Source organism: Williamsia sp. R60 (genome assembly GCF_054063855.1).
On record NZ_JBSSGR010000001.1, the window covers coordinates 1,066,808 to 1,089,298 of the forward strand.

Genomic DNA, 22,491 nt, shown 5'->3' on the forward strand with positions numbered 1-22,491 from the left:
CCGACATCTGCCGACCGTTGCTAGCGTCGTGGCATGTCAACACCCGACCGAGACACCCGGCTCAGCTACCGCGGGGCGGCCCGGATCCGCGAGGATCACGACAAGCCTGTTCAGACCACGGACCAGCGCCTGCTGCGATCACCCGATTCCGCACGTGACCCGTGGAGGGTGCTGCGCATCCAGTCCGAATTCGTCGAGGGTTTCGACACCCTCTCGACGGTCTCGTCCGCAGTGACCGTGTTCGGTTCGGCCCGCGTGCAACCGGGTTCCCCGTTCTACGAATTGGGCCGCGAGCTGGGTGCGGCGCTGGCCGACGCGGGATATCCGGTGATCACCGGCGGCGGACCCGGCCTGATGGAAGCGGTCAACCGCGGCGCCTGCGAGAACGGTGGTTACTCCATCGGGCTCGGTATCGAGCTGCCGTTCGAGCAGAACCTGAACGAATGGGTCGACCTCGGCATCAATTTTCGGTACTTCTTCGTCCGTAAGACCATGTTCGTGAAGTATGCGCAGGCTTTCATCTGCTTGCCCGGTGGCTTCGGAACGCTCGACGAGCTCTTCGAGGCTCTCACGCTGGTGCAGACCCGCAAAGTGGTCCAGTTTCCGATCGTCTTGTTGGGCAAGGACTTCTGGGAACCACTCCTGGCGTGGGTCCGTACGACGATGGCCGGTGAGGGCCTGGTGTCCGAGGCGGACATCGAGCTCCTGCAGGTGACCGATTCGGTGACCGAAGCAGTCGCGATCGTAAACGAATCGCGCCAGCGGCAGGCCAAATCATGAGTGCGATCTGCGTGTATTGCGCGTCCGGACCGGTGCCTGCCGAGTACCTGCAGCTGGCGGCCGAGCTCGGCACCGCCATCGGCAGCAGCGGGAACACGCTGGTGTCCGGGGGTGGCAACGTGTCCATGATGGGTGCGGTGGCGCAGGCGACCCGCGACGCCGGTGGCCACACCGTAGGGATCATCCCCAAAGCGCTGGTGCACCGCGAAGTCGCGGACACCGACGCCGATGAACTCGTCGTCACGGACACCATGCGTGAGCGCAAGCAGCAGATGGACGATCGGGCCGATGCGTTCATCACGCTGCCCGGAGGTATCGGGACGCTCGAAGAACTGTTCGAGACGTGGACGGCCGGCTACCTCGGGATGCACGACAAGCCTGTGGTCCTGCTCGATCCCGGAGGACATTACGACCCGCTCGTGCGGTGGTTGCGCGACCTGACTGCAACCGGGTTCGTCTCCACGTATGCACTCGATCGGCTTGTCGTCACCAAGTCGGTCCGCGACGCTTTGGCAGCGTGCAATATTTATCTGTGAATATCGGTAACCTCATCGCGAACGTGCCGTGCGGAGCTCTACGGAGCTCGTTTGGGGGCACAACGGACAAGCATCGGAGCTCAGGTGGCAAGTGAATCCCGGACAAGTGTTGGACTTCTCGACGTTGCAAAGGGCGCGCTTGCGATGGTGCCGGATGTACCCGGCATCGTCAGGCACGCACCGGGGCTGATCCTTCGCAGGCCGTCGGCGGAGTCGACGATCGGGTCGGTGTTCAACTCGCTGGTGGCCAAACACCCCGAGCGGCCTTTCATCCGGTTCGAGGGCAATTCCATCACCTACGGTGAGGCCAATCGCCGGATCAACCGCTACGCCGACTTCTTCAGCAAGAACGGTGTGGGACAGGGCGACGTCGTAGGCGTACTCGCGAAGAACCATCCACAGACGCTCCTGGTGATGATCGCCGCGGTGAAGCTCGGCGCGGTGGCGGGGATGCTGAACTACAACCAGCGTGGGAAGGTGCTCACCCACAGCCTCGGGATCCTCGAGGCCACCGTTCTCGTGGTCGACCCGGAGGTTCGCGAGGCCCTCGAATCGATCGACGACGATCACGTGCTGCCCTCGGTCACAGTTGATTTCGATGAGCTCAACGAGGCCACCGAAGGTCTGAGCGAAGAGAATCCTGCGGTCACCGCCGGGCTTCCCGCAAAGACCAAGGCGTTCTATATTTTCACCTCCGGCACCACCGGGATGCCGAAGGCCAGCATCATGTCGCACTACCGCTGGATGACCAGCATGGACGGCATCGGCGGCATGGGGGTGCGGCTTCGCCACAGCGACACCATGTATTCGGCGCTGCCGCTCTACCACAACAATGCACTGACAGTTGCGCTGTCGTCGGTGCTGGCGTCGGGCGCATGCCTCGCGATCGGCAAATCGTTCTCGGCGTCCCGCTTCTGGGACGACGTGATCCAGAACCGGGCCACTGCGTTCTGCTACATCGGCGAACTCTGCCGGTACCTGATGGCCCAGCCCGAGAAGCCGACCGACCGCAGCCATGGTGTGAAGGTGATCGTCGGTAACGGCATGCGGGCCGAGATCTGGGAGAAATTTACCCAACGCTTCGGCATCGAGCGGGTTGTCGAGTTCTACGGCGCCTCCGAGCTCAACCTGGCGTTCATCAACGTGTTCAACCTGACCCGCACCGCCGGGTTCTGCCCGCTGCCGTACAAGGTCGTCGAGTACGACCACGAGACGGGCGACCCGAAACGCAACGGCGACGGCCGCCTGACAAAGGTCTCGAAAGGTGAAGCGGGACTGCTCATCTCGGAGATCTCCGACCGAGTGCCATTCGACGGCTACACCGATGAAGAGGCGTCCAACAAAAAGATCATCTCCGACGCGTTCAAGGACGGTGACCGGTGGTTCAACTCCGGTGACCTCGTGCGCGATCTCGGTATGTCGCACATCGCCTTTGTCGACCGGCTCGGTGACACCTTCCGCTGGAAAGGCGAGAACGTCGCGACCACCGAGGTCGAGGGTGCTCTCGCAGGCGTCGACACTCTCGATCAGGCCGTGGTCTACGGCGTGGAGGTGCCGGGCAGTGACGGCAAGGCCGGAATGGCCTCGGTGACCGTCCGCGAGGGCGCCGACCTGGATCCGAAGGCGCTCGCGAAACACCTGTACGACGAGCTGCCCCAGTACGCGGTCCCGCTGTTCCTCCGGGTCGTTGATCAGCTCGAGCAGACATCGACGTTCAAGAACCGGAAGGTCGAGCTGCGCGATCAGGGTTACGCGGACGTCGGCGACGATGCACTCTATGTTTTGACCGGTAGCGAGGACGGGTACATCGAGTTCTACGATGATTACCCCGATGACGTTGCCGGAGCCAAAGTCCCCCGCGGATAAGCCGATCCCGAGCGCGCAGACCGTGAGGCCTGACGCGTGGCCGGCGCATGCGCCGGTGTCGCCGACCCTCTGTGGCCGTGCGGTCGCCACGGATCGTGCGTTGGTCATGGCGATCGTCAACCGGACACCTGATTCGTTCTACGACCGTGGGTCCAGCTTCTCCGACGATGGCGCGAAGTCCCGAGTCGAGCAGGTGGTCGCAGAGGGTGCCGACATCGTCGACATCGGCGGGGTGAAGGCGGGTCCCGGTGCCGAGGTGGACGCCGCAGAGGAAATCGACCGGGTGTTGCCGATGGTCGAGTGGATCCGTGATCGGCACCCGGATCTCATCATCAGCGTCGACACATGGCGCGCCGACGTGGCCCGCAGAGCAGTGGACGCCGGGGCGGATCTGATCAACGACACGTGGGCAGGGGCCGATCCAGACCTGGTCTCGGTGGCCGCCGAGATGTCGGCGGGCATCGTTTGTTCGCACACCGGGGGAGCCGTACCGCGTACCCGCCCCCACAGGGTTCGGTACCCGGACGTGGTGGCCGACGTGCTTGCGGAGGTGACCAAAGCTGCCGACCGGGCGGCTGCCGCAGGTGTGCGCCGTGATTCGATTGTCATCGATCCGACGCATGACTTCGGGAAGAACACCCATCACGGGTTGGCTTTGTTACGCCAGGTGAACGTTCTGGTTAATACCGGCTGGCCAGTGCTGATGGCACTGAGCAACAAGGATTTTGTAGGGGAGACTCTAGGGGTAGGCCTGGAAGATCGGCTGGAGGGGACACTGGCCGCGACAGCACTTGCCGCTTCGGCGGGAGCACGAGTGTTTCGCGTTCACGAGGTTGCCGCCACACGAAGGGTGGTCGAGATGGTTGCCGCAATAGCCGGGACCAGACCACCTGCCCGAACAGTAAGGGGTTTGGCATGACCGCTGGAAAACACGTCACTGGAAAGTCCGACCGCGTCTGGACGCCCATCGCGTCCGCGCCCGAAGATTCGCCGCAGGCCGAGTGGGCCGCCGATCACAGCTGGGACCGACCAGACTGGTCTGTCGAGGAGTTGGTGGCCGCAAAACGCGGCCGCACGGTGTCGGTGGTTCTGCCGGCGCTGAACGAGGAAGACACCGTCGCGGATGTGATCGCCTCGATCCGTCCACTCGTCGGCACCCTGGTCGATGAACTCGTCGTGCTCGACTCGGGCTCGACCGACGCCACCGTCGAGCGGGCTCGTGCGGCCGGCGCCCAGGTGATCACCCGTGAAGAGGCGGTTCCCGAGGTGGAGCCGGTTCGCGGTAAAGGTGAAGTCCTGTGGCGCTCGCTGGCCGCCACCACCGGCGATCTCATCGCTTTTGTCGACTCCGATCTCATCGATCCCGATCCGATGTTCGTGCCGAAACTGCTCGGACCTCTGTTGATCAACGAGGACATCCAACTGGTGAAGGGCTTCTATCGACGCCCTCTCCGCACGGGTCAGGGTGAGGACGCAAACGGAGGCGGCCGAGTCACCGAACTGGTTGCCAGGCCGCTGCTCGCGTCCTTCAAGCCTGATCTCACCGCGGTGCTGCAACCTCTCGGAGGCGAATACGCCGGTACCCGCGAATTGCTGTGCGCCGTTCCCTTCGCCCCCGGTTACGGAGTGGAGATCGGGTTGCTCGTCGACACCTACGACCGCTACGGGATGGCCGGCATCGGCCAGGTCAACCTGGGTGTCCGCACCCACCGCAACCGCCCTCTCGTGGAGCTCGGGGTGATGAGCCGCCAGATCGTCGGCACACTGATGGGCCGGTGCGGCATCGAGGACTCGGGTGTGGGGCTCACCCAGTTCAAGATCCAGCCCGACGGCACCTTCACACCCAAGACCACCGATGTCTACCTCGCTGATCGGCCCGCGATGAACACCTTGCGGCCGATGGCCACCACGCGAGCGCGCCGCGCCTCGTAACCGCCGACTCAACCGTCACCACAGCACCAAAGACGATCCACCTGCCGAGCAGGTGGATCGTCTTTGTATATGCAGCGCCCCGGTCGGCTACCGTAACTAGAACATGTTCTAGCAAGGTGTCCGTTCACACTTCGGGGAGTTGGTCGATGTCAGGTTCGATGACGGGTAAGTCCGTTCTGGTCACGGGTGGCGGAAGCGGGATCGGCGCGGGAATCGCCGGTGCACTCGCCGCGCAGGGGGCCAAGGTGACGATTGTCGGTCGCAACGCCGAGCGCCTCGGCGAGACGGCCGACAAATTCAACGCAGCACTGGTGGACGGTTCGATGCACGCCCACGCCGGCGACATCACCGACGAGGATCAGGTCGCGGAAGCGGTGGCCGCGGCCACGGCTCTCACCGGGCGCCTGGACGGAATCGTCGCGTGCGCCGGCGGTAGCGAGACCATCGGCCCGATCACTCAGATGGACACCGCTGCGTGGAAACGCACCATCGACCTCAACCTGAACGGCACGATGTTCACCATCAAGCACGGTGGGCGCGAGCTCGTGCGGGCCGGCGGCGGGTCGATCGTGGCCATCTCGTCGATCGCGGCGAGCAACACGCACCGATGGTTCGGGGCGTACGGCGTCACCAAGTCTGGCGTCGATCACCTCGTTGCGCTGGCCGCAGACGAGTTGGGCGCCAGCAACGTTCGCGTCAACGGGATCCGGCCGGGCCTGACCCGCACCGAATTGGTGGGCATGATCGTGGACGACCCGACGCTGAGCGCGGACTACCGGGTGAGCACCCCGCTGCCTCGTGTCGGCGAGGTGGAGGACATCGCCGCGCTGGCGCGGTTCCTGCTCGGTGACGAATCGTCTTGGATCACCGGGCAGGTCATCAACGTGGACGGGGGCCAGATGCTGCGGCGTGGTCCCGACTTCAGTTCCATGCTCGAGCCGTTGTTCGGAGCCGAGGGCTTGCGCGGAGTCGTCCACACGGAGAGTGACGGAGCAGTCGAGAACACAGAGGAGGCAAGGTCATGACCACCGCACATCAGGTGTTGGGCGCCGAGGTGCAGATGCCGGTACAGGTCCGTGATGCGAGTTGCTTTGTTGCCGGGTTCACCGCCTCGGCGTCAGCGGCGCAGGCCGCGATCGACCAGACAGGGCTGCAGGTGATGCAGGTGCGCCCGGGCCGGGCGATGTGCATGCTCGTATTCGTCGATTACGTAGACGGAGATCTCGGTCCCTACAACGAATTCGGGGTGTGCCTGCTCGTCGGTGATCGGGAACGCCGTGGCGCGTCGATCGTTTCGAATCTGAGGGATCTGGCTGCCGGGCGGGCACGTGCGCTCGTGCATCGGCTTCCCGTCGACGGCGAGTTCACTCTTGCTGCGGGCCGGGGTATCTGGGGCTTCCCCAAGACACTGGCCGACTTCGATGTCGACCATCGCGGCGCCACAAAGCGGGGAGTGGTCAGCGAGGGCGGACAGATGATCGCTGCGTTGACGGTGCGGCCGGGCATCAAGGTTCCCGATTCCGGCGCCACCACGGTCTTGCGTGCCTACTCACATCTCGACGGGGTCACCAGGGAGACCCCGTGGGTGCTGAACAACACCAAGAACACCCGCACCCGCATCGGCGGCGCCGATCTGCAGCTGGGTTCGCATCCGATCGCCGATGAGCTGCGAAGCCTGAAGCTGGGACGTCGGGCATTGATGACATCGTCTGTCGGCCACCTGGAGATGACGTTCGAGGACGCCGAGCGGGTGTCATAGTGGATGGGTGCTGACGTTACTGCTCTACCTGCTGATCATGATCGCCGTGATCGGTGTCGTGTTCGCCGTTGTCTGGGTGGTGTTCGGGCGGTCGGAAGACCTTCCGCCCCTTGAACCGGGCACCACACTGACGCGGCTGCCGCGCGCCGGGATCACCGGTGACGACATCCGGTCCCTGCGGTTCGCGCAGGTGACCCGCGGCTACAAAGCGGGCGAAGTGGACTGGGCCCTGGAGAAGCTCGCCAGGGAAATCGATGAACTCAGGTCGGCGCTTTACCGGCTCCAGGCTCGTGACGAGGTCGAAAGCCCAGCGCAAGAGGCAGAATAACCCGTCAGTAGTCCGTACTATAGAAGCCGACCAGCGTATAACCGCGCGGTGTCAACGGATATTGGCACCGACCGAATAAGATCAGACTTCGACGCCGACTGCGGCAGCGAATCTGAAGGGAGCAGAGATGGCGGCGATGAAGCCACGGACCGGGGACGGTCCCCTTGAAGCAACCAAGGAAGGGCGAGGAATCGTTGTACGCATCCCCATCGAGGGTGGCGGCCGACTGGTTGTCGAGCTGACCTCGGACGAGGCAGCGGCATTGGGTGAAGAACTGCGTGGGGTGACCGCCTGATCCGGTGACACGCAGCAACAACAAGGAGACGATCGACCATGCTTTCTGCAGTGGTCGATCTCTTGTGTTGTCCGGTGTGCCGGGCACCATTCGAGTGCGCCGACCGCACTCTCTGGTGCACCGGCGGCCATAGTTTTGACATCTCGAAGCAGGGATACGTCAGCCTGCTCGGGGGCGGGGGGAGCAGTTTTCGTTCGGACACCGCCGAGATGCTCGGTGCCAGAACAAGATTCTTGAACGCGGGTTTCTACGACCCGATTCTCTCCGCGGTACGCGATCAGTGCGCGCCTGGCGCAACGATTCTCGATGTGGGTGCGGGTACCGGGCACTACCTGTCGGCCGCGGTCGATGCGTCGGGCGGGCGCGGCGTCGGCATCGACCTCTCGAAGATCGCGGCGCGGCAACTCGGTCGGCTGCCCGGGGAGATCGGTGCCGTCGTCGCTGATGGCTGGCAACCCTTTCCCATCGCCGATCAGGTGATCGACCTTGCGTTGTCGGTGTTCTCGCCACGCAACATACCCGAGTTCGCGCGAGTGCTCAGGGCCGACGGCAAGCTGGTGGTGGTGACCCCGACACCTCGCCACCTGCGCGAACTGGTAGATGCCGTGGGCATGATCGGGGTGGACAAGGACAAGTCCGAGCGGATCGGCAACAGCATGGCGGGCACCTTCGTCCGCATCGAACGCACCCTGGTCGAGTACTCGGTTGCCCTGTCGCACTCGGAGATAGCCGATGTGGTCCTCATGGGTCCGTCCGCATTCCATCTGACAACAGGCGATGTCGCCGCGAAGCTCTCCGGTCTGCCCGACCCGCTGTCGGTGACGGTGTCGACGACCGTCCAGGTGTATCAGCCTGTGGCGCAGACGGTTTCGTAGATCGACAGCGTCTGCTCGGCGATCGAGTCCCACGAGAATTCGGCAATGGCGCGTTCGCGGCCTGCTGCACCCATGGCGGCGGCCTGAACCGGGTCTGCGACCACGCGATTCACCGCCGCGGCAAGATCGTGTTCGAAGTCGCGGGTGTTGTCCTCGCTGTAATGCACCAGTAGGCCGGTGACCTCGTCTCGGACCACCTCGGGGATGCCACCGACGTCCGAGGCCACCACCGCGGTTCCGCATGCCATGGCTTCCAAGTTGACGATTCCCAGTGGCTCGTAGATCGACGGACAGATGAATACGGTTGCAGCCGAGAGGATTTCCCGCACCTTCTCGGTGGGCAACATCTCGCGCACCCAGAACACCCCCGAGCGGGCGGCGGACAGGTGCTCGACGGCTTCGGCGATCTCCGCACCGATCTCAGGGGTGTCGGGTGCGCCGGCACACAGCACCAGTTGCAGATCGGGGTCCATGTGGTGTGCTGCGGCGATCAGGTGGCGAACACCCTTCTGCCGGGTGATGCGACCGACGAACACCGCGATGGGGCGTGACGGATCGACGCCGATGTCGGTCAGGACCGACGTCGAGTCGGCGGCGTCCACCGGATGCCACGTGTGGGTGTCGATGCCGTTGCGGACAACATGCACCTTGTCCGGGTCGAGGCGCGGATACGCATCACACACATCGATCCGCATACCCGAACTGACCGCGATCACGGCATCTGCGTATTCGACGGCGTTCTTCTCCACCCAGCTCGACACGCGGTACCCACCGCCGAGTTGCTCGGCTTTCCAGGGTCTGCGGGGTTCGAGTGAATGTGCGGTCAGCACATGGGGTATCCCGTGCAGCTGCGCGGCAAGGTGGCCGGCGAGCCCGGTGTACCAGGTGTGTGAATGCGCGACCGACGCGCCTTCGGCGGCCACCGCCATCCGTAGATCCGACGACAGTGTGGTGATCGCCGCGTTGGCGCCTTCGAGGCCAGGGTCGACTCCGTGGACCTGAGCGGTCTCACGCGGAGCGCCCATGCAGTGCACGTCGACCGTGGCGAGGTGGCGCAGATGGCGCACCAATTCGGTGACGTGGACTCCGGCGCCGCCGTACACTTCTGGTGGATATTCCCTGGTCATCATCGCCACGCGCATGGGTCTGACGCTAGTCGGACGGAGGCCGTAACGCCATCGGTGCACTTCAATCCCGCCGTGTGATCAGAAGTTGTGTCGCGATAGCGCAAGCGATTTCGAAACTCTCGCCTGTTGTCTCTGGCCGCGACGTCAGTTGACGGATAGGTTTAAGGGGTGATTTCACAGCGCCACGTCCTCGGGATCGTCCTCGCCGGCGGCGAGGGGAAACGACTCTTTCCGTTGACGATGGACCGCGCCAAGCCCGCCGTGCCGTTCGGTGGCGGATACCGGCTCATCGACTTCGTCCTCAGCAACCTCGTCAACGCCGGGTATTCGCGGCTGTGCGTGCTCACGCAGTACAAGTCGCACTCGCTCGACCGCCACATCTCGCAGACCTGGCGGCCATCGGGGTTCAACGGCGAATACATCACGCCTGTGCCGGCGCAGCAACGGCTCGGACCCCGCTGGTACACCGGCAGCGCCGATGCGATCTTCCAGTCGTTGAACCTGGTCTACGACGAGGAGCCCGAGTACATCGTCGTGTTCGGCGCCGACCACGTCTACCGGATGGATCCCGAGCAGATGGTCGAGGCCCACATCGCTTCTGGTGCCGAGTGCACGGTGGCGGGCATCCGGGTTCCGCGTGCGGAGGCCGTGGCGTTCGGCTGTATCGATTCCGACGACAGCGGCAAGATCACCCAGTTCCTCGAGAAGCCCGCCGATCCGCCCGGCACCCCGGACGATCCGGACGCGACGTTCGCATCGATGGGCAACTACGTCTTCACGGCCGACGCCTTGGTGAGGGCGATCAAGGCCGACGCCGACAACCCCGACTCCGACCACGACATGGGCGGCGACATCATCCCGGCCTTCGTCGACCGCGGTGAGGCGTTCGTCTACGACTTCAAGGACAACCAGGTGCCCGGGGCCACCGACCGCGACCGCGGATACTGGCGCGACGTCGGCACCCTCGACGCCTTCTACGACGCCCACATGGACCTGGTGTCGGTACACCCGATCTTCAACCTCTACAACCGGCGCTGGCCCATTCACGGCTCCGCGGACTATCTCGTGGCGCCTGCGAAGTTCGTCCAGGGAGGCCTCGCGCAGGAGTCGATGGTGGGGGCGGGCAGCATCATCTCAGCAGCCACCGTTCGCAACTCTGTCCTGAGTTCCAACGTGATCGTCGAAGACGGTGCCACCGTCGAAGGCAGCGTGCTGATGCCGGGTGTGCGGATCGGTAAAGGGGCGGTCGTGCGAAAGGCCATCCTGGACAAGAACGTCGTGGTGTCAGACGGCGAAATCGTCGGCGTCGACGAACAACGTGACCGCGAGCGGTTCGCTTTCAGCAACGGCGGCGTCGTGGCCATCGGCAAGGGCGTACGGGTCTAGCGACCGGATGCAGCGCTGAGGGCTGCGTCGATCAGCGCCGGGATGGCGGGGTGTTCGGTGTTCTCGGGCAGCGCGTCGATGGGCCACCAATCCAGATCCACCGACTCGTCGCTGCGGACGATGGCAGGCAGGGAGCCGTCGGCATTGTCGTCGGCAAACGCCGCGAACCGCAGGTCGAGGTGCCGGGTGGGTACACCCAGCGAGCAGGTGATCGGGTGCGTGTGGATCTGGACCAGCTCCGGTACGACGTCGAGGCCGGCGATCCCGGATTCCTCTCGCGCCTCACGAGTGGCGACGTCGGCGATGGTCTCGTCCGTGTCCTCGCAGTGCCCACCGAGCTGGATCCACTTGCCGACCCGGGGATGCAAGGTGAGCAGCACGTGGGTACGGGCCGCGTTGATCACGATGGTCGACGCGGTGATGTGCCCCGCCGCACTCTCGCGAAGGCACCCGCGCGGTGCGGCCGCCAGGAACGCGAGCACGGTGTGACGTAACGAATCCTGGTGCGGGTCAGGTGCCTGCCATCCGGTGAGCAGTTCGGTGGTCGAGCGGTGCAGGCTCTGGGCGCTCACAGTTCCACCACCAGGTCGTCGACGTTCGCGGGTGACCTCGGTTCCAGTCGGCCGGCGGGGTATCCGATCGCAACTGTGCCCAGCGGTTCCCAGTCGGCAGGGAGCCCGAGCTCGGCTCTCACCACGTCCGGCGCGAAGATCGTCGAACCCACCCAGCAACTCCCGACATCACGCACGGCCAGGGCAACGAGCAGTCCTTGCACGGCGGCGCCGGCGGCCACGGTGAACATCGTGTGCTCCGCCGCCGTCCTCCGGGCGTCCGGATAGTCGTGCCGCCCATCGCCTGTCAGCACGGGAATGACGACTTCTGGCGCCCGATAGAGCAATTGACCGCGCGCCACTCTCTTGCTGATCGACGATTCGGTCTTGCCGTCTTCGGTCAGGTCGTGATGCCACTGGAGCGCCATGGCGTCCAGCAACGCAACGCGACGGGTGCGGTCACGCAGCCACACGAAGCGCACCGGACGGCTGTGGTGCGGTGCAGGCGCGGTCAGGGCGTCGGCGAACGCTGCCCTCATCACGTCGGCCGGTACCGGTTCGTCGGTGAAATCACGGACTGACCTGCGCATGAGGAGCGCTTGCCGTCGACCCACATCGATGGCTTCGGCAGTACCCAACCAGAACAGGTCTTCGTCGCCGGGGCGAAGGAGATCCCTTGCGGTGGTGCCGTTTTCGCGCGGAGTCAGACCGCGCACCACCGCCACCGGGATCTCGCCCAATTTGCCCTTGACGAGATCGGCGGCAGCGGCCAGTTCGTCCGCGACGGCGATGTCGGTGACGATCAGCGGATTGCCGTACTCGTCGACCGAACCCTCGTACGGGTGGGTGACAGCGATACCTGCGGCTCCGATTGCCACGTCGGTCTGTCCGACCCGCCAGGCCCGTCCCATCGTGTCTGTGATCAATACGGCCACGTCGATACCCAGTCGGTCGCGCAGGGACGCGCGCAGGGCCGCAGCGCTGGCGTCAGGATCGGTGGGAAGCAGGGCCAATTCGTCACCGTCGACGTTGGAGCCGTCGACGCCCGATGCCGCCTGGACGATGCCGAGCTTGTTCTCGGTGATCAGTGTGCGGCCCTTGCGGGCCACCACTCGCACGGCTTCGGAGTCCACGAGGGCGCGACGGGCGATGTCGCGGGCTTCCGGCTCGGTGGGGGCCGGCACCATCCGGCCCTCGACCTTCGAGATGATCTTGCTGGTCACCACCAAGATGTCGCCGGTACGCAACCAATCAGCCGCCGTTGCCAACGCACCGGCGAGGTCGTCACCCGCCCGGAACCGCGGCAGGCCGGTGATCGGCAGGATCTGGATCGTCCCACCGGCGGCGTGGTCCTCATCCATGCGCCACACCCACGAGATCACATGCGTCGCGGACCATCTGGGCCGTCGTCTCCGGATTGCTCATCAGCAGGGGAACAGACGCGACCGTCACTCCGGGGATGTCGGCGGTGTCTCCCTGTGCGATGAGCCACCCGTCGAGGATGCCGTTCCCGCTACGCGCTCCATAGTGTCGACCGACACCTTCGGGGCTCGTCTCGACGCCGATGACCGAGAGACACTCGTCGGCCATTCCGCGCAGGGGACTGGTCCCGATGATGGGGGAGATGCCGACGACCGGTGCGGCGGTTGTCCGCAACGCTCCCCGGATGCCGGGGACCGAGAGGATTGCGCCGACGCTGACCACGGGGTTCGACGGTGCCAGCAAGACGATGTCGGCCTCGGCGATGGCGTCGAGAACCCCGGGCGCGGCTTTGGCATCGTCCGAACCGACCTGCGCGAACCCGTGGGTCGGGATCTGCGCCCGGTGGCGCACCCACCATTCCTGGAAGTGGATGGCGACCTTCTCGTCCTCTTCCTTGGTGACGACGACGTGGGTCTCGTGGCGGTCGTCGGTGGCGGGCAACAGGCGAACGCCCGGATCCCACCGTCGGCACAACGCTGCGGTCACATCGCTGAGCCGGTAACCCGCGTCGAGCATCTGCGTGCGGATCAGATGGGTCGCCAGGTCGCGGTCGCCCAGCCCGAACCAATCGGGGTCGGCACCATAGGCAGCCAGTTCCTCCTTCGCGTGCCACGTCTCCCCGCGTCGGCCCCAGCCGCGCTCGGTGTCGATGCCGTCACCGAGTGTGTACATGCAGGTGTCGAGGTCCGGACAGATCCGGACCCCGTGCATCCACGCGTCGTCTCCCACGTTGACGATTGCCGTCACCTCATGGTCGGCCGGGGCGCGACCGGACGCGAGAACCTCCGGGAACGGGGTATGTCCCAGGAGCTCACGTACACCTTGCAGAAACCGGGCGCCACCGACGCCTCCGACGAGAACCGTCACCTTCACAGGGAACCAGGGTAGGCGCTTGCCGAGAGTGCCAGCGAAGTGAGCCGAGTGCACGTAACGTTGCTCACGGCGACGTCGCGCAATTTGGGGGTTTTTGCGGCGATTCGATATCCTCGCCTGACTTTTCCTCGCTCTGCGCCGTGTCGAGACAACGAAATCGGGCAGAGGGTGATAAAGCAATTTCCCCGCTGCGCTTGACCTGGACACCCAAACCCGTGTCTAATCACATCAGTGTCATTCCCTGTTTTGACAGCGAGAATTGTTGCGGGGCACGGGGATCGATCACTTGTTCGAATCCGATTGACCAACTGCACAATTCGAAGTGAGATGAGGAGGCGGGACGATGGCTCTGGAACACATGGCTACCAACAGCCTTGAACCGCAAGTCGATTCGCAATCGAATGCATCCGAAACCAACCAAACTGAACGTCCTCGCCTGAGCCTGGTCACGTCGGCATTCGATGATATGTTCGAAGCAGTCGAAGACCAGTGGCAGGACCGTGCGCTGTGCGCACAGACCGATCCAGAAGCTTTTTTCCCTGAAAAGGGCGGTTCGACCCGGGAAGCCAAGCGCATTTGCCAGGGTTGTGAAGTACGTCCGGAATGCCTGGAATACGCGCTGCACAAAGATGAACGCTTCGGAATCTGGGGCGGCCTATCAGAGCGCGAACGTCGCCGTATCAAGCGCGGGATCGTCTAGGTCTCTCGTTTTTCTCTGCACCCCCCGCTCTGTGAGCTCGGGGCGTCTGCTCCGAAGCCGTCGACAGACCCGGCAAGAGTGGGTCTGCTCAACGCCTCTCAGGTCGGTGGCGGATCGATCGTGTCCTCGTCGACACCGAGGTGTGCTGCGACCTGCTGCACCAGGACCTCGTGCACGAGGTCGAGCAGATCTGCACCCTTTTTCGCCCTGCTCTCCAGCGGGCGGCGGAACAACAATATGCGCGCCTTCGTGGCTCGCCCCTGCGAGTCCATACCGGACGGGATGAGCCGCGCAAGAGGGATCGGGCCATCGGCCGTCACCTCCACCGGCCATTGAACGGTCTCGGGGTCGCGCGGAAGCATCCTCGGCACGTCGTCCACCGCGATGTCCAGATCGGTCAACCGGGCGTGCCAACGCGCGTCGATCTCGGCGAACGCCTCGAGCACCACCGCATCGAACGACTGTGCCCGACTGGTCCAGGCGGGGACGTGGGTGGGCAGCAACGTCGAACGCAGTCCGCGGCCCCGCCGATCACGGACCCGGGGCACACCACGTGAGGTTCGCCGGCGCCGCGGTCGTGCCAGCGGAGGACGAATGGGAGCCATAGAGCGCAAGTCTAGGCAGTCGCGGACGGTGTGTCCTGCTACGACCCGCCAGTCGGTCGGGATAATCTTCCTCCGTGAGGCTCCCACGTCAGTGTTCCAGGCCCGGTTGCGCCAATCCGGCGGTGGCAACTCTGACTTTTGTGTATTCGGACTCGACCGCGGTGGTCGGTCCGCTGGCGACCTCGGCCGAACCGCATTCGTGGGATCTGTGTGACACGCACGCCACCCGGATCACCGTGCCGCGGGGGTGGGAGATGTTGCGCAGTGAGGGCGGGTTCGCCCAGCCTCTGCGGGACGAGGACGATCTGACCGCTCTTGCCGAGGCTGTTCGTGAGGCAGCCGGCGGTGGGGGACTGGTGCCCCGCTCGTCGCCCGTACGTGCCGGCGAGTCGATCGGATCCCATGAGCGCCCCGCGCCTCGCGGCAACGGTTCGCTCAGCGGACCCGATCCGCTCCCTCGTCCTCGACCAGGTCGCCGCGGGCACCTTCGAGTACTGCCTGATCCTGTCGACTGAACGCTGCCTGCGAATCCGCCTGTAGCCGTCGGTCTTTGCGGTTCGTCCACGCCCGCTCGCCGTAGTGGCAACCAACCATGACGAGCGCTGCCAGGCCCCAGCCGAGGAAGAGGTCGATCACGTAGTGCTCGGCCGAATACACCAGCGTGAATGCCATCACCAGTGCGTATCCGGTGTACATCGTGCGTCCGAACGCACGGGTGCGGCCCCACATGAACATGGCCAGCAGTGCTGTGACCCCGGCGTGTAGCGACGGGATCGCGGCCACCTGGTTCGACTTCTTCTGCCCGACCTCGAGCACCTCACGGACGGGTCCGATGTGCAGGACGTCCCAACCGCGACTGGATATGCGCTCGACATACGGCTGGGCGCCATCGTGCCTCGGCTGCACCGGGCCCAGCAGGCCGCCGTCGGGGGCGTCTTCGACGGGCTGGGTGATGCAGAGCGGGAATGCCGATCCGTCGGCGACCTCGGCCGGGGTGCATTTGGCCGCCGCCCATGGCGGTGCGGCAGGCACCAGGATGTAGCCGATCAACCCGATGAAGAAGATACTGATGAGCCGCAAGACGAACCTACGCCACTGCAGACGATCTTTGAGCCACAGGAAGCCGGCGACCGCGTACGGAACGATGAAGTAGGACATGTACACGAAGCTCGTGAACACCTCCCACCACTGCGCCTCGGCCATCTTGAGGTGTTCTTGCAGCCACACGGTCGGCACGACGTGGAACATCCACCGGTCCGCGTCCACCGCGAGGTGCCACTGGGTCGGCATCCCGAGGAAGGCGGCGATACCGCGAGTGGAGTCGTAGACCGCCAGCAGCACACCGAACGGCAGCCAGTCGCGCACCACCGACAGGATGTTCCGTCGTCCGATGGATGCCGCGGCAAGCCCGAGCCCGAGGGCCACGAGAACGTACGATCGGCCGAACGACATGGTCCTGGTGGCCAGCAGCACGATGATCGTGGCGGCCCAGATGGTGACCGTCACGCGACGGACGAGGACCAGGTTCACTCTCTCGGAAACCAGACGCGCCGCCGCGAACTCGGCGAATCGGGTTCGGGCGTACCAAGATGTAACAGGGTCGTCAGTTTTTTGGGGGCTCTGCAGTTCGGTCATGATTGCGCGGCGACCCCGGTGTCGACCGAGCAGTTTTTCGCCAGTTCCAATGGATGCACATGCACCCGATGAGAAGGAGCCATTCCGTGGATCGTCCCGCACAGCTGTTCAGCCCCGAGTTGGTCAGCGCCGTCATCAAGGCCTACGACGTACGTGGTCTCGTCGGCGAACAGATCGACTCGGAGTTCGTCAGGAGCGTGGGAGCTTCGTTCGGCCGCCTCATGCGCACCGAGGGCCAGTTGGGATTGGTGGTGGGCCACGACATGCGGGAGTCGTCGCCGGAACTGGCCGCTGCCTTCGCGGACGGTGCACTGGCCGAGGGGCTGGACGTCACGATGATCGGCCTCGCGTCCACCGACCAGCTGTACTTCGCGTCGGGATTCCTGGATCGGCCCGGCGCCATGTTCACCGCGAGTCACAACCCGGCTCGGTACAACGGCATCAAACTGTGCCGCGCCGGTGCAAAACCTGTCGGTCAGGACACCGGACTGGCCACCATCTCGCGCGAGCTGGTGCACGGGGTGGACGGCACGGCGGCCCCCGAGAGCACCAGGGGAACCCTGACCGAGCGCGATGTGTTGGCGGACTATGCGGCGTATCTGCACAAGCTCGTCGATCTTTCCGGTCTGCGGCATCTGACGGTCGCCGTGGATGCGGGCAATGGCATGGGTGGTCACACAGTTCCGGTGGTCCTCGGCGGATCTGAGGCGTTCACCGTGCGTTCACTCTACTTCGAGCTGGACGGAACATTTCCCAACCACGAGGCCAACCCCCTGGATCCGAAGAACCTGGTGGACCTGCAGGCGTATGTCCGCGAGACCGGGGCCGACATCGGGCTGGCCTTCGACGGGGACGCCGACCGCTGTTTCGTGGTCGATGAGCTGGGTGAACCCGTGTCGCCGTCGGCGGTGACCGCGCTGGTGGCCGAACGTGAGCTCGCAAAGAATCCGGGCGCCATCGTGATTCACAATCTGATCACTTCACGCGCGGTTCCCGAGCTGGTCACAGAGCTGGGCGGGACGCCGGTGGTGACCCGTGTTGGGCATTCGTTCATCAAGCAGGAGATGGCCGACACCGGTGCGGTGTTCGGCGGTGAACACTCCGCGCACTACTACTTCAAGGACTTCTGGAACGCCGACTCAGGGCTGCTCGCGGCGTTGCACGTGCTTGCCGCGCTTGGTGCCTCAGATCAGCCGCTGTCGGCGATGATGGCGCGTTACGAGCGTTACAAGAGCTCAGGAGAAATCAACTCAACGGTCGACGACCAGGTCGCACGCACGGCTGCCGTTCTCGCGGATTTCGGTGACGAGATCACCGAGACCACCCGGATGGACGGCGTCACCGTGGATCTCGCAGATGGGTCCTGGTTCAATCTGCGTGCCTCCAACACCGAGCCCCTGCTGCGGCTCAACGTCGAGGCGCCGACCGCGGAGCGGGTGAACGAGCTGGTCGACCGCATCCTCGGGGTGGTGCGGGGCTGAGCAGACCGCGGTGCGGGGCGGCTCGGACGGCAATTCTTCCGCTCCCGAACGGGTGCCGACCATTAGTCTGGTCTCATGTTGACCGGAGCTCCAGATCTCGACGACGTCGCCGCACTGCTCGACGCAGACGTCGACGGTCTGCTGCCCGCTTCGGCCCTGGCCGGTGCGCAGTGCCGCGCAGTGTCGGCAGCCCACAGCGAAGGCGTTCTGGAGCCTCTGGGCCACCTACGGCCACGCGCCGTGGTGATCGTCTGTGGCGCCGGGCCGGCCGGACGAGCGGCGGCCTTGGTTCTGGCACTGGCCGCGCCCCACATCGACGTTCCACTGATCAAGACCGAAACGGTTCCGTCGTGGGTGGGTCCTCTCGACGTGGTCGTGATCGCCGGTGACGATGCCGGCGATCCCAGGCTCGCCGACGCGGCGGCCCGTGCCGGACGCCGGCAGTCAGAGGTTGTTGTCGCCGGACCTGTGGAGGGACCGTTGCGCGACGCGCTGGCCGGGCGGGTGCTGGACATGTCGCCGCGGGTTCCGGTGCCAGCGCGTTTCCGCTTCACCCACTATGTGTGCGCCTACCTGGCCGTTCTCGCCGGTCTGCAATCGGTCCGGGTGACCGGCCGCCACCCCGACCTCGAAGCGCTCGCCGATCAGCTCGACACCGAAGCTGCCGGGAACCACCCCGCCAACGAGCTGTTCCACAATGCCGCAAAGGAATTGGCGGCGCGGTTGGTCGGGCATCCCACAGTATGGGCGGCAGACACCCCGGCCGCGCTTGCGCTCGCCGTGCACGCGTCGAGGAGCGTCTTCGCCAGTGCCGGGATCGTCAGTACGGCAACGGATCTCGGCGACGTGCTGGCGGCGGCACCGGTGTTGGCCAAAGGGGGTGGAGCGCTGTCGCCGGACTACGATCCCATCTTTCACGACGCGCAGATCGACGGGCCGGTCGCCGGACAACAGGTCCGGGTACAAGTGTTGACCACCCCCGATCGCGAGTGGCAGATCCGTCGTCGCCTCGGAGTGCTGCCGGATGCCGACGTGGTGACCAGTGGCCCCGCGTCTCCACCGGTCGGCGGTCAGCCGGCGCCCGGCACACATGCCGACGGGCCGGCGCCAAGTGGGCTGGAAGATATTGTGCCACTGATGATCTTGGGATTGAGGGTCGACATGGCGGGTGCCTACCTGCGGCTGGTCGGGGATCGTTGATGCGCCTGCTCGATGGTGTCGTCCGTCCCTATGCCTGGGGATCGCGTACTGCGATAGCGGCCCTGCGCGGAATGCCCACACCCAGCGCGCATCCGGAGGCCGAGTTGTGGTTCGGGGCCCACCCGGCAGCGCCCGCGATCGTTCGTGATGACGCGCGCGAGAACACGCTCTTGGAGGTCATCGACGCCGATCCGCGCGCAGAACTCGGCACTCTCTGTGCCGAACGGTACGACGGGCGTCTGCCGTTCCTGATGAAGATCCTTGCCGCCGAGGAACCGTTGTCACTGCAGGCCCACCCCAGTCTGCAGCAGGCCAAAGAAGGGTTCGCGCGAGAGAACGAGCGTGGCATCGATGTGGGTGCACCGGACCGCAATTACCGCGACGAGAACCACAAGCCCGAACTCGTCGTGGCACTGAGCGAATTCCACGCCCTGGCCGGCTTCCGTGACGTGCGCGAGACCGTCGACCTGCTGCGCGTGCTGCAGGTTCCCGAGCTGGACAGTCACCTCGGAATGATTGCCGGTCAACCGGACTCGCAAGGTCTGCGGGCACTGTTCACCACCTGGATCACCCTGCCCGAGTCGGCGTTGTCCACTCTCATCCCGGCCGTTCTGGCCGGGGCCATCCGGTATCTCGAATCAGGGCAGGACCGCTTCGCGGCCGAGGCCCGCACCGTGCTGGAGATCGGCGAGAACTACCCGCTCGACCCTGGCGTTCTCGCTGTGCTCCTGCTCAATCGGGTCACGCTCGCGCCGGGGGAAGGCCTGTATCTCCCGGCCGGCAATCTCCATGCCTACCTCTGGGGCACCGCTGTGGAAGTGATGGCCAACTCCGACAACGTCCTTCGCGGTGGTCTCACCCCCAAACACGTCGATGTCCCCGAGTTGTTGCGCGTCCTCGACTTCACCCCGGTCGCTCCGGGCGACATCGCTCCCTCGATCCACACCTTGAACTCCGAACTGATCTACCAGACACCGGCGGCGGAGTTCAGACTGTCGAAGGTGGAACTCGACGGGACCGGTCTACGCAGGCCGTCGTCGATCCTCTTCGACGTTCCCGGTCCGCAGATTCTGCTGTGTACAACGGGTTCGATCGAACTGAGGGGTCCATCAGGTCATCTGGTGGTGCCGCAAGGTCGGGCGGCGTGGCTGGGTGACAATGATCCCGACGTCATTGTGCATGCGGCATCGGCGCACACCACATTCTTCCGAGGGTTGGTACCCGGACACTAGCCGTCCGGTTCGACGTGGTCAGACTCTTGAAGGAACCGGCAGCGTACTGCCGATGAATGCCATCTCATCCGGCGTCGCGACCATCGTCACCATTGCGCTGCCGGTGGGTGTGGCAACCCAGATGTCTTGAGGAGCGGCTTCATTCTGTTCCAGCCGGACGTCGGCCGGTTCACCCGGTGAGCCGGGAGGAACCACGGTGATCACTGTCGGAGCATCGACGGGCGCCGGTGCGACGCCATGAAAGACCGCCACGGTGTACTGACCCTGGGGGTTTCGCCCTCCTGCGAGTGCGAGGAGACCTGGATCCCCGACGGCGGTGACAAATTGTTGCCAGACGGCGCCATGATCGGTGTAGACGAGGACTCGAGCGCCGACTGCGATGGCGCGCAACAACACCTGCTGAGCCAGGTGTAGGCCGCCGGCGATCGACACCCGGTGCGCAGGACCACCCAGCAGGTCGACCGCAACGGCCCGGCCTGCGTGGTCCGCCCCGATGAGCTGACCGCAGCCCGTTGCCGACAGGGTCACATCGGACAGGGATTCGAACGGCACCGTCTGCCTACCGATCGGGGGTAGTTCGGCGGCAGCCCCCACCGGCAGACTTGCCGCGAGCGCTGAGCGCTGACGGCCGGGCAACTCGATCAACCCGGTGATCGCCGAATGATCAAGGGACGCAGAGTTGAACCGGACGAGCGTCCGCATCGCGACCTCGCCCGGACCTGTCGGCGACAATCGCATTGTCACCGTCGTGGAGATCGACGGAACGGCCCATACCGCGTCGAGGACCTCGTCGAGGTGGTCGGGATCGACCGCATACGTACACATGCGCAGCCGATCGGAGGTCACCGCATCCCAGTCTTCGCGCACCTCACCGGTGTCGGCGCCGTGAGCGAGGTGGCCGGTCGCGGCGGTGATCTGCGCCGCCGTGAGAATGCTGGCCGACAAACCCTGTCCCGCAAGCCGGTTGGCTACCCGCCGGGTCGCGATCATCGCGGTACGCAGAGCGCCTTCGGAACCACCACCCCGACGTGCGACGGCGTCCGGACAGTGCGACGGGTCCAGCCGCAGCACAACAAGCACCGACCGATATGCGGTGGCAGGCAACGGGCCCAGCGTGCGCCGGTAGACCTGGGCCACCGGCCCGGTGCCGTGAGTGCGTATCCCGTGACTGATCACATCCACCGACTCCAGGCGGATGTCGAACTGGCGAACGCACTCGGCGAGGGCAGCCAGGGGGATCGGCGGAAGGCCGCGACAACCGCTGGGGTCGAGGAAACTCAAGGTGGGTGGGGGAGTGTCGATGCGCACCACCGTGACCAGAGCCGTTCCGTCCCAACGTGCACCGATCGCGTTCGATCCGGATACGGGTATGTCGAACGGTGCCTGATCCGGTTTCGAACCGTCCGACTCCGCTGCACCGATAAGCCTTCTGCGCCACAGGCCCAGTCGCAAACCGGTGCGCTCCGCCAGCGACATACGGCCCGGTAGCGCGACAAGCGTCGCGGACAACGCGAATGCCGCCGCGATCCCTGCCCACCAGAGACCGCCCACGTCGTGAGACAACACCAACGCCCCAGCGATCAGAACTTCGATCGCGACCACTACCTTCATGATCCCCCCAAGAATCATCAACACCGCACGTCATGGCCGAGCCCCGCTCGCATCCCCCCGGTTGCGATACGTCTATTGCATATGGTCGAGCTCCGCTGCGCTACGTCTCCTGCAAGTCTGGTCGAGCTCCGCTGCGCTACGTCTCCGTCACTCTGGTCGAGCTCCGCTGCGCTACGTCTCCGTCACTCTGGTCGAGCTCCGCTGCGCTGCGTCTCCGCCACTCTGGTCGAGCTCCGC

23 protein-coding genes are annotated in these 22,491 nt (G+C 65.1%); 16 read left to right on the forward strand and 7 right to left on the reverse strand.

What is annotated here, in order from left to right:
- Window positions 1-33 precede the first annotated feature (33 nt).
- From ACVWY6_RS04690 to ACVWY6_RS04735, 10 genes are all read left to right on the forward strand, one after another.
- Window positions 34-780 carry an LOG family protein gene (locus tag ACVWY6_RS04690; RefSeq protein WP_030164083.1) on the forward strand — a complete coding sequence of 249 codons (747 nt, stop codon included), beginning with the start codon at window positions 34-36 and terminating at the stop codon, window positions 778-780.
- Window positions 777-1,316, forward strand: a complete 540-nt coding sequence (locus ACVWY6_RS04695; protein WP_400727994.1) for an LOG family protein — start codon at window positions 777-779, stop codon at window positions 1,314-1,316. The genes ACVWY6_RS04690 and ACVWY6_RS04695 overlap by 4 nt, the downstream gene beginning before the upstream one ends.
- Before the next feature lie 144 nt (window positions 1,317-1,460).
- Window positions 1,461-3,182 (forward strand): long-chain-acyl-CoA synthetase, encoded by a 1,722-nt coding sequence (locus ACVWY6_RS04700; protein ID WP_457536894.1) that lies wholly within the window; start codon window positions 1,461-1,463, stop codon window positions 3,180-3,182.
- 106 nt (window positions 3,183-3,288) lie between these two features.
- Window positions 3,289-4,101 (forward strand): dihydropteroate synthase, encoded by an 813-nt coding sequence (folP, locus tag ACVWY6_RS04705; protein ID WP_400729330.1) that lies wholly within the window; start codon window positions 3,289-3,291, stop codon window positions 4,099-4,101.
- The gene (locus tag ACVWY6_RS04710; RefSeq protein ID WP_457536413.1) at window positions 4,098-5,114 is read left to right on the forward strand and encodes a glucosyl-3-phosphoglycerate synthase; all 1,017 of its coding nucleotides are present in this window, start codon (window positions 4,098-4,100) and stop codon (window positions 5,112-5,114) included. The genes folP and ACVWY6_RS04710 overlap by 4 nt, the downstream gene beginning before the upstream one ends.
- Window positions 5,115-5,260: 146 nt before the next feature.
- Window positions 5,261-6,139, forward strand: a complete 879-nt coding sequence (locus ACVWY6_RS04715; RefSeq protein WP_457536415.1) for an SDR family oxidoreductase — start codon at window positions 5,261-5,263, stop codon at window positions 6,137-6,139.
- Window positions 6,136-6,873, forward strand: a complete 738-nt coding sequence (locus tag ACVWY6_RS04720; protein ID WP_457536416.1) for an acetoacetate decarboxylase family protein — start codon at window positions 6,136-6,138, stop codon at window positions 6,871-6,873. The genes ACVWY6_RS04715 and ACVWY6_RS04720 overlap by 4 nt, the downstream gene beginning before the upstream one ends.
- Window positions 6,874-6,880: 7 nt before the next feature.
- Window positions 6,881-7,201 carry a DivIVA domain-containing protein gene (locus ACVWY6_RS04725; protein ID WP_023963301.1) on the forward strand — a complete coding sequence of 107 codons (321 nt, stop codon included), beginning with the start codon at window positions 6,881-6,883 and terminating at the stop codon, window positions 7,199-7,201.
- A 127-nt stretch (window positions 7,202-7,328) separates the two neighbouring features.
- Entirely contained in the window at window positions 7,329-7,496 is a 168-nt protein-coding gene (locus ACVWY6_RS04730; protein WP_023963302.1) for a DUF3117 domain-containing protein, read from the forward strand.
- Window positions 7,497-7,534: 38 nt separating this feature from the next.
- Window positions 7,535-8,371 (forward strand): putative RNA methyltransferase, encoded by an 837-nt coding sequence (locus ACVWY6_RS04735; RefSeq protein ID WP_023963303.1) that lies wholly within the window; start codon window positions 7,535-7,537, stop codon window positions 8,369-8,371.
- Here ACVWY6_RS04735 and glgA read toward each other — a convergent pair.
- Entirely contained in the window at window positions 8,344-9,513 is a 1,170-nt protein-coding gene (glgA, locus tag ACVWY6_RS04740) for a glycogen synthase (protein ID WP_247209725.1), read from the reverse strand. The genes ACVWY6_RS04735 and glgA overlap by 28 nt on opposite strands.
- Window positions 9,514-9,666: 153 nt before the next feature.
- Between glgA and glgC the strand changes: the two genes are divergently transcribed.
- Window positions 9,667-10,884 carry a glucose-1-phosphate adenylyltransferase gene (glgC, locus tag ACVWY6_RS04745; protein ID WP_023963305.1) on the forward strand — a complete coding sequence of 406 codons (1,218 nt, stop codon included), beginning with the start codon at window positions 9,667-9,669 and terminating at the stop codon, window positions 10,882-10,884.
- On the opposite strand, the gene ACVWY6_RS04750 is transcribed toward glgC, so the two are convergent.
- From ACVWY6_RS04750 to cofD, 3 genes are read right to left on the reverse strand one after another with little or no spacing between them, the layout of a single operon-like run.
- A complete protein-coding gene (locus tag ACVWY6_RS04750; RefSeq protein ID WP_400727982.1) occupies window positions 10,881-11,456 on the reverse strand; it encodes an NUDIX hydrolase in 576 nt (191 codons plus the stop codon). The two genes, glgC and ACVWY6_RS04750, sit on opposite strands and share 4 nt — an antisense overlap.
- Complete coding sequence (locus tag ACVWY6_RS04755; protein ID WP_457536420.1) at window positions 11,453-12,796, reverse strand: coenzyme F420-0:L-glutamate ligase; 1,344 nt, start codon at window positions 12,794-12,796, stop codon at window positions 11,453-11,455. Before ACVWY6_RS04755 ends, ACVWY6_RS04750 begins: the two co-directional genes overlap by 4 nt.
- Complete coding sequence (cofD, locus tag ACVWY6_RS04760; RefSeq protein ID WP_031333671.1) at window positions 12,789-13,790, reverse strand: 2-phospho-L-lactate transferase; 1,002 nt, start codon at window positions 13,788-13,790, stop codon at window positions 12,789-12,791. The genes ACVWY6_RS04755 and cofD overlap by 8 nt, the downstream gene beginning before the upstream one ends.
- Window positions 13,791-14,256: 466 nt before the next feature.
- Here cofD and ACVWY6_RS04765 point away from each other — a divergent pair, with 466 nt between their 5' ends.
- The gene (locus tag ACVWY6_RS04765; RefSeq protein ID WP_031333673.1) at window positions 14,257-14,490 is read left to right on the forward strand and encodes a WhiB family transcriptional regulator; all 234 of its coding nucleotides are present in this window, start codon (window positions 14,257-14,259) and stop codon (window positions 14,488-14,490) included.
- Window positions 14,491-14,588: 98 nt separating this feature from the next.
- Here the strand turns inward: ACVWY6_RS04765 and ACVWY6_RS04770 are convergent, their stop codons facing one another.
- Complete coding sequence (locus ACVWY6_RS04770; protein WP_457536422.1) at window positions 14,589-15,095, reverse strand: metallopeptidase family protein; 507 nt, start codon at window positions 15,093-15,095, stop codon at window positions 14,589-14,591.
- Window positions 15,096-15,169: 74 nt separating this feature from the next.
- On the opposite strand from ACVWY6_RS04770, the gene ACVWY6_RS04775 reads away from it, so the two are divergent.
- Window positions 15,170-15,610: a DUF3499 domain-containing protein gene (locus ACVWY6_RS04775; RefSeq protein ID WP_189339324.1), complete on the forward strand. Its 441-nt coding sequence runs from the start codon at window positions 15,170-15,172 to the stop codon at window positions 15,608-15,610.
- On the opposite strand, the gene ACVWY6_RS04780 is transcribed toward ACVWY6_RS04775, so the two are convergent.
- Complete coding sequence (locus ACVWY6_RS04780; RefSeq protein ID WP_457536424.1) at window positions 15,531-16,601, reverse strand: phosphatase PAP2 family protein; 1,071 nt, start codon at window positions 16,599-16,601, stop codon at window positions 15,531-15,533. The two genes, ACVWY6_RS04775 and ACVWY6_RS04780, sit on opposite strands and share 80 nt — an antisense overlap.
- 197 nt (window positions 16,602-16,798) lie before the next feature.
- Between ACVWY6_RS04780 and ACVWY6_RS04785 the strand changes: the two genes are divergently transcribed.
- The 3 genes from ACVWY6_RS04785 (at window position 16,799) to manA (ending at window position 20,643) form a co-directional block, all read left to right on the forward strand.
- Window positions 16,799-18,211 carry a phosphomannomutase/phosphoglucomutase gene (locus ACVWY6_RS04785; protein WP_062800865.1) on the forward strand — a complete coding sequence of 471 codons (1,413 nt, stop codon included), beginning with the start codon at window positions 16,799-16,801 and terminating at the stop codon, window positions 18,209-18,211.
- Between the two features lie 75 nt (window positions 18,212-18,286).
- Complete coding sequence (locus ACVWY6_RS04790) at window positions 18,287-19,411, forward strand: hypothetical protein (RefSeq protein ID WP_457536426.1); 1,125 nt, start codon at window positions 18,287-18,289, stop codon at window positions 19,409-19,411.
- Complete coding sequence (gene manA / locus ACVWY6_RS04795) at window positions 19,411-20,643, forward strand: mannose-6-phosphate isomerase, class I (protein WP_457536428.1); 1,233 nt, start codon at window positions 19,411-19,413, stop codon at window positions 20,641-20,643. The genes ACVWY6_RS04790 and manA overlap by 1 nt, the downstream gene beginning before the upstream one ends.
- An 18-nt stretch (window positions 20,644-20,661) precedes the next feature.
- On the opposite strand, the gene eccE is transcribed toward manA, so the two are convergent.
- A complete protein-coding gene (gene eccE, locus ACVWY6_RS04800; RefSeq protein ID WP_457536430.1) occupies window positions 20,662-22,254 on the reverse strand; it encodes a type VII secretion protein EccE in 1,593 nt (530 codons plus the stop codon).
- Window positions 22,255-22,491 lie beyond the last annotated feature (237 nt).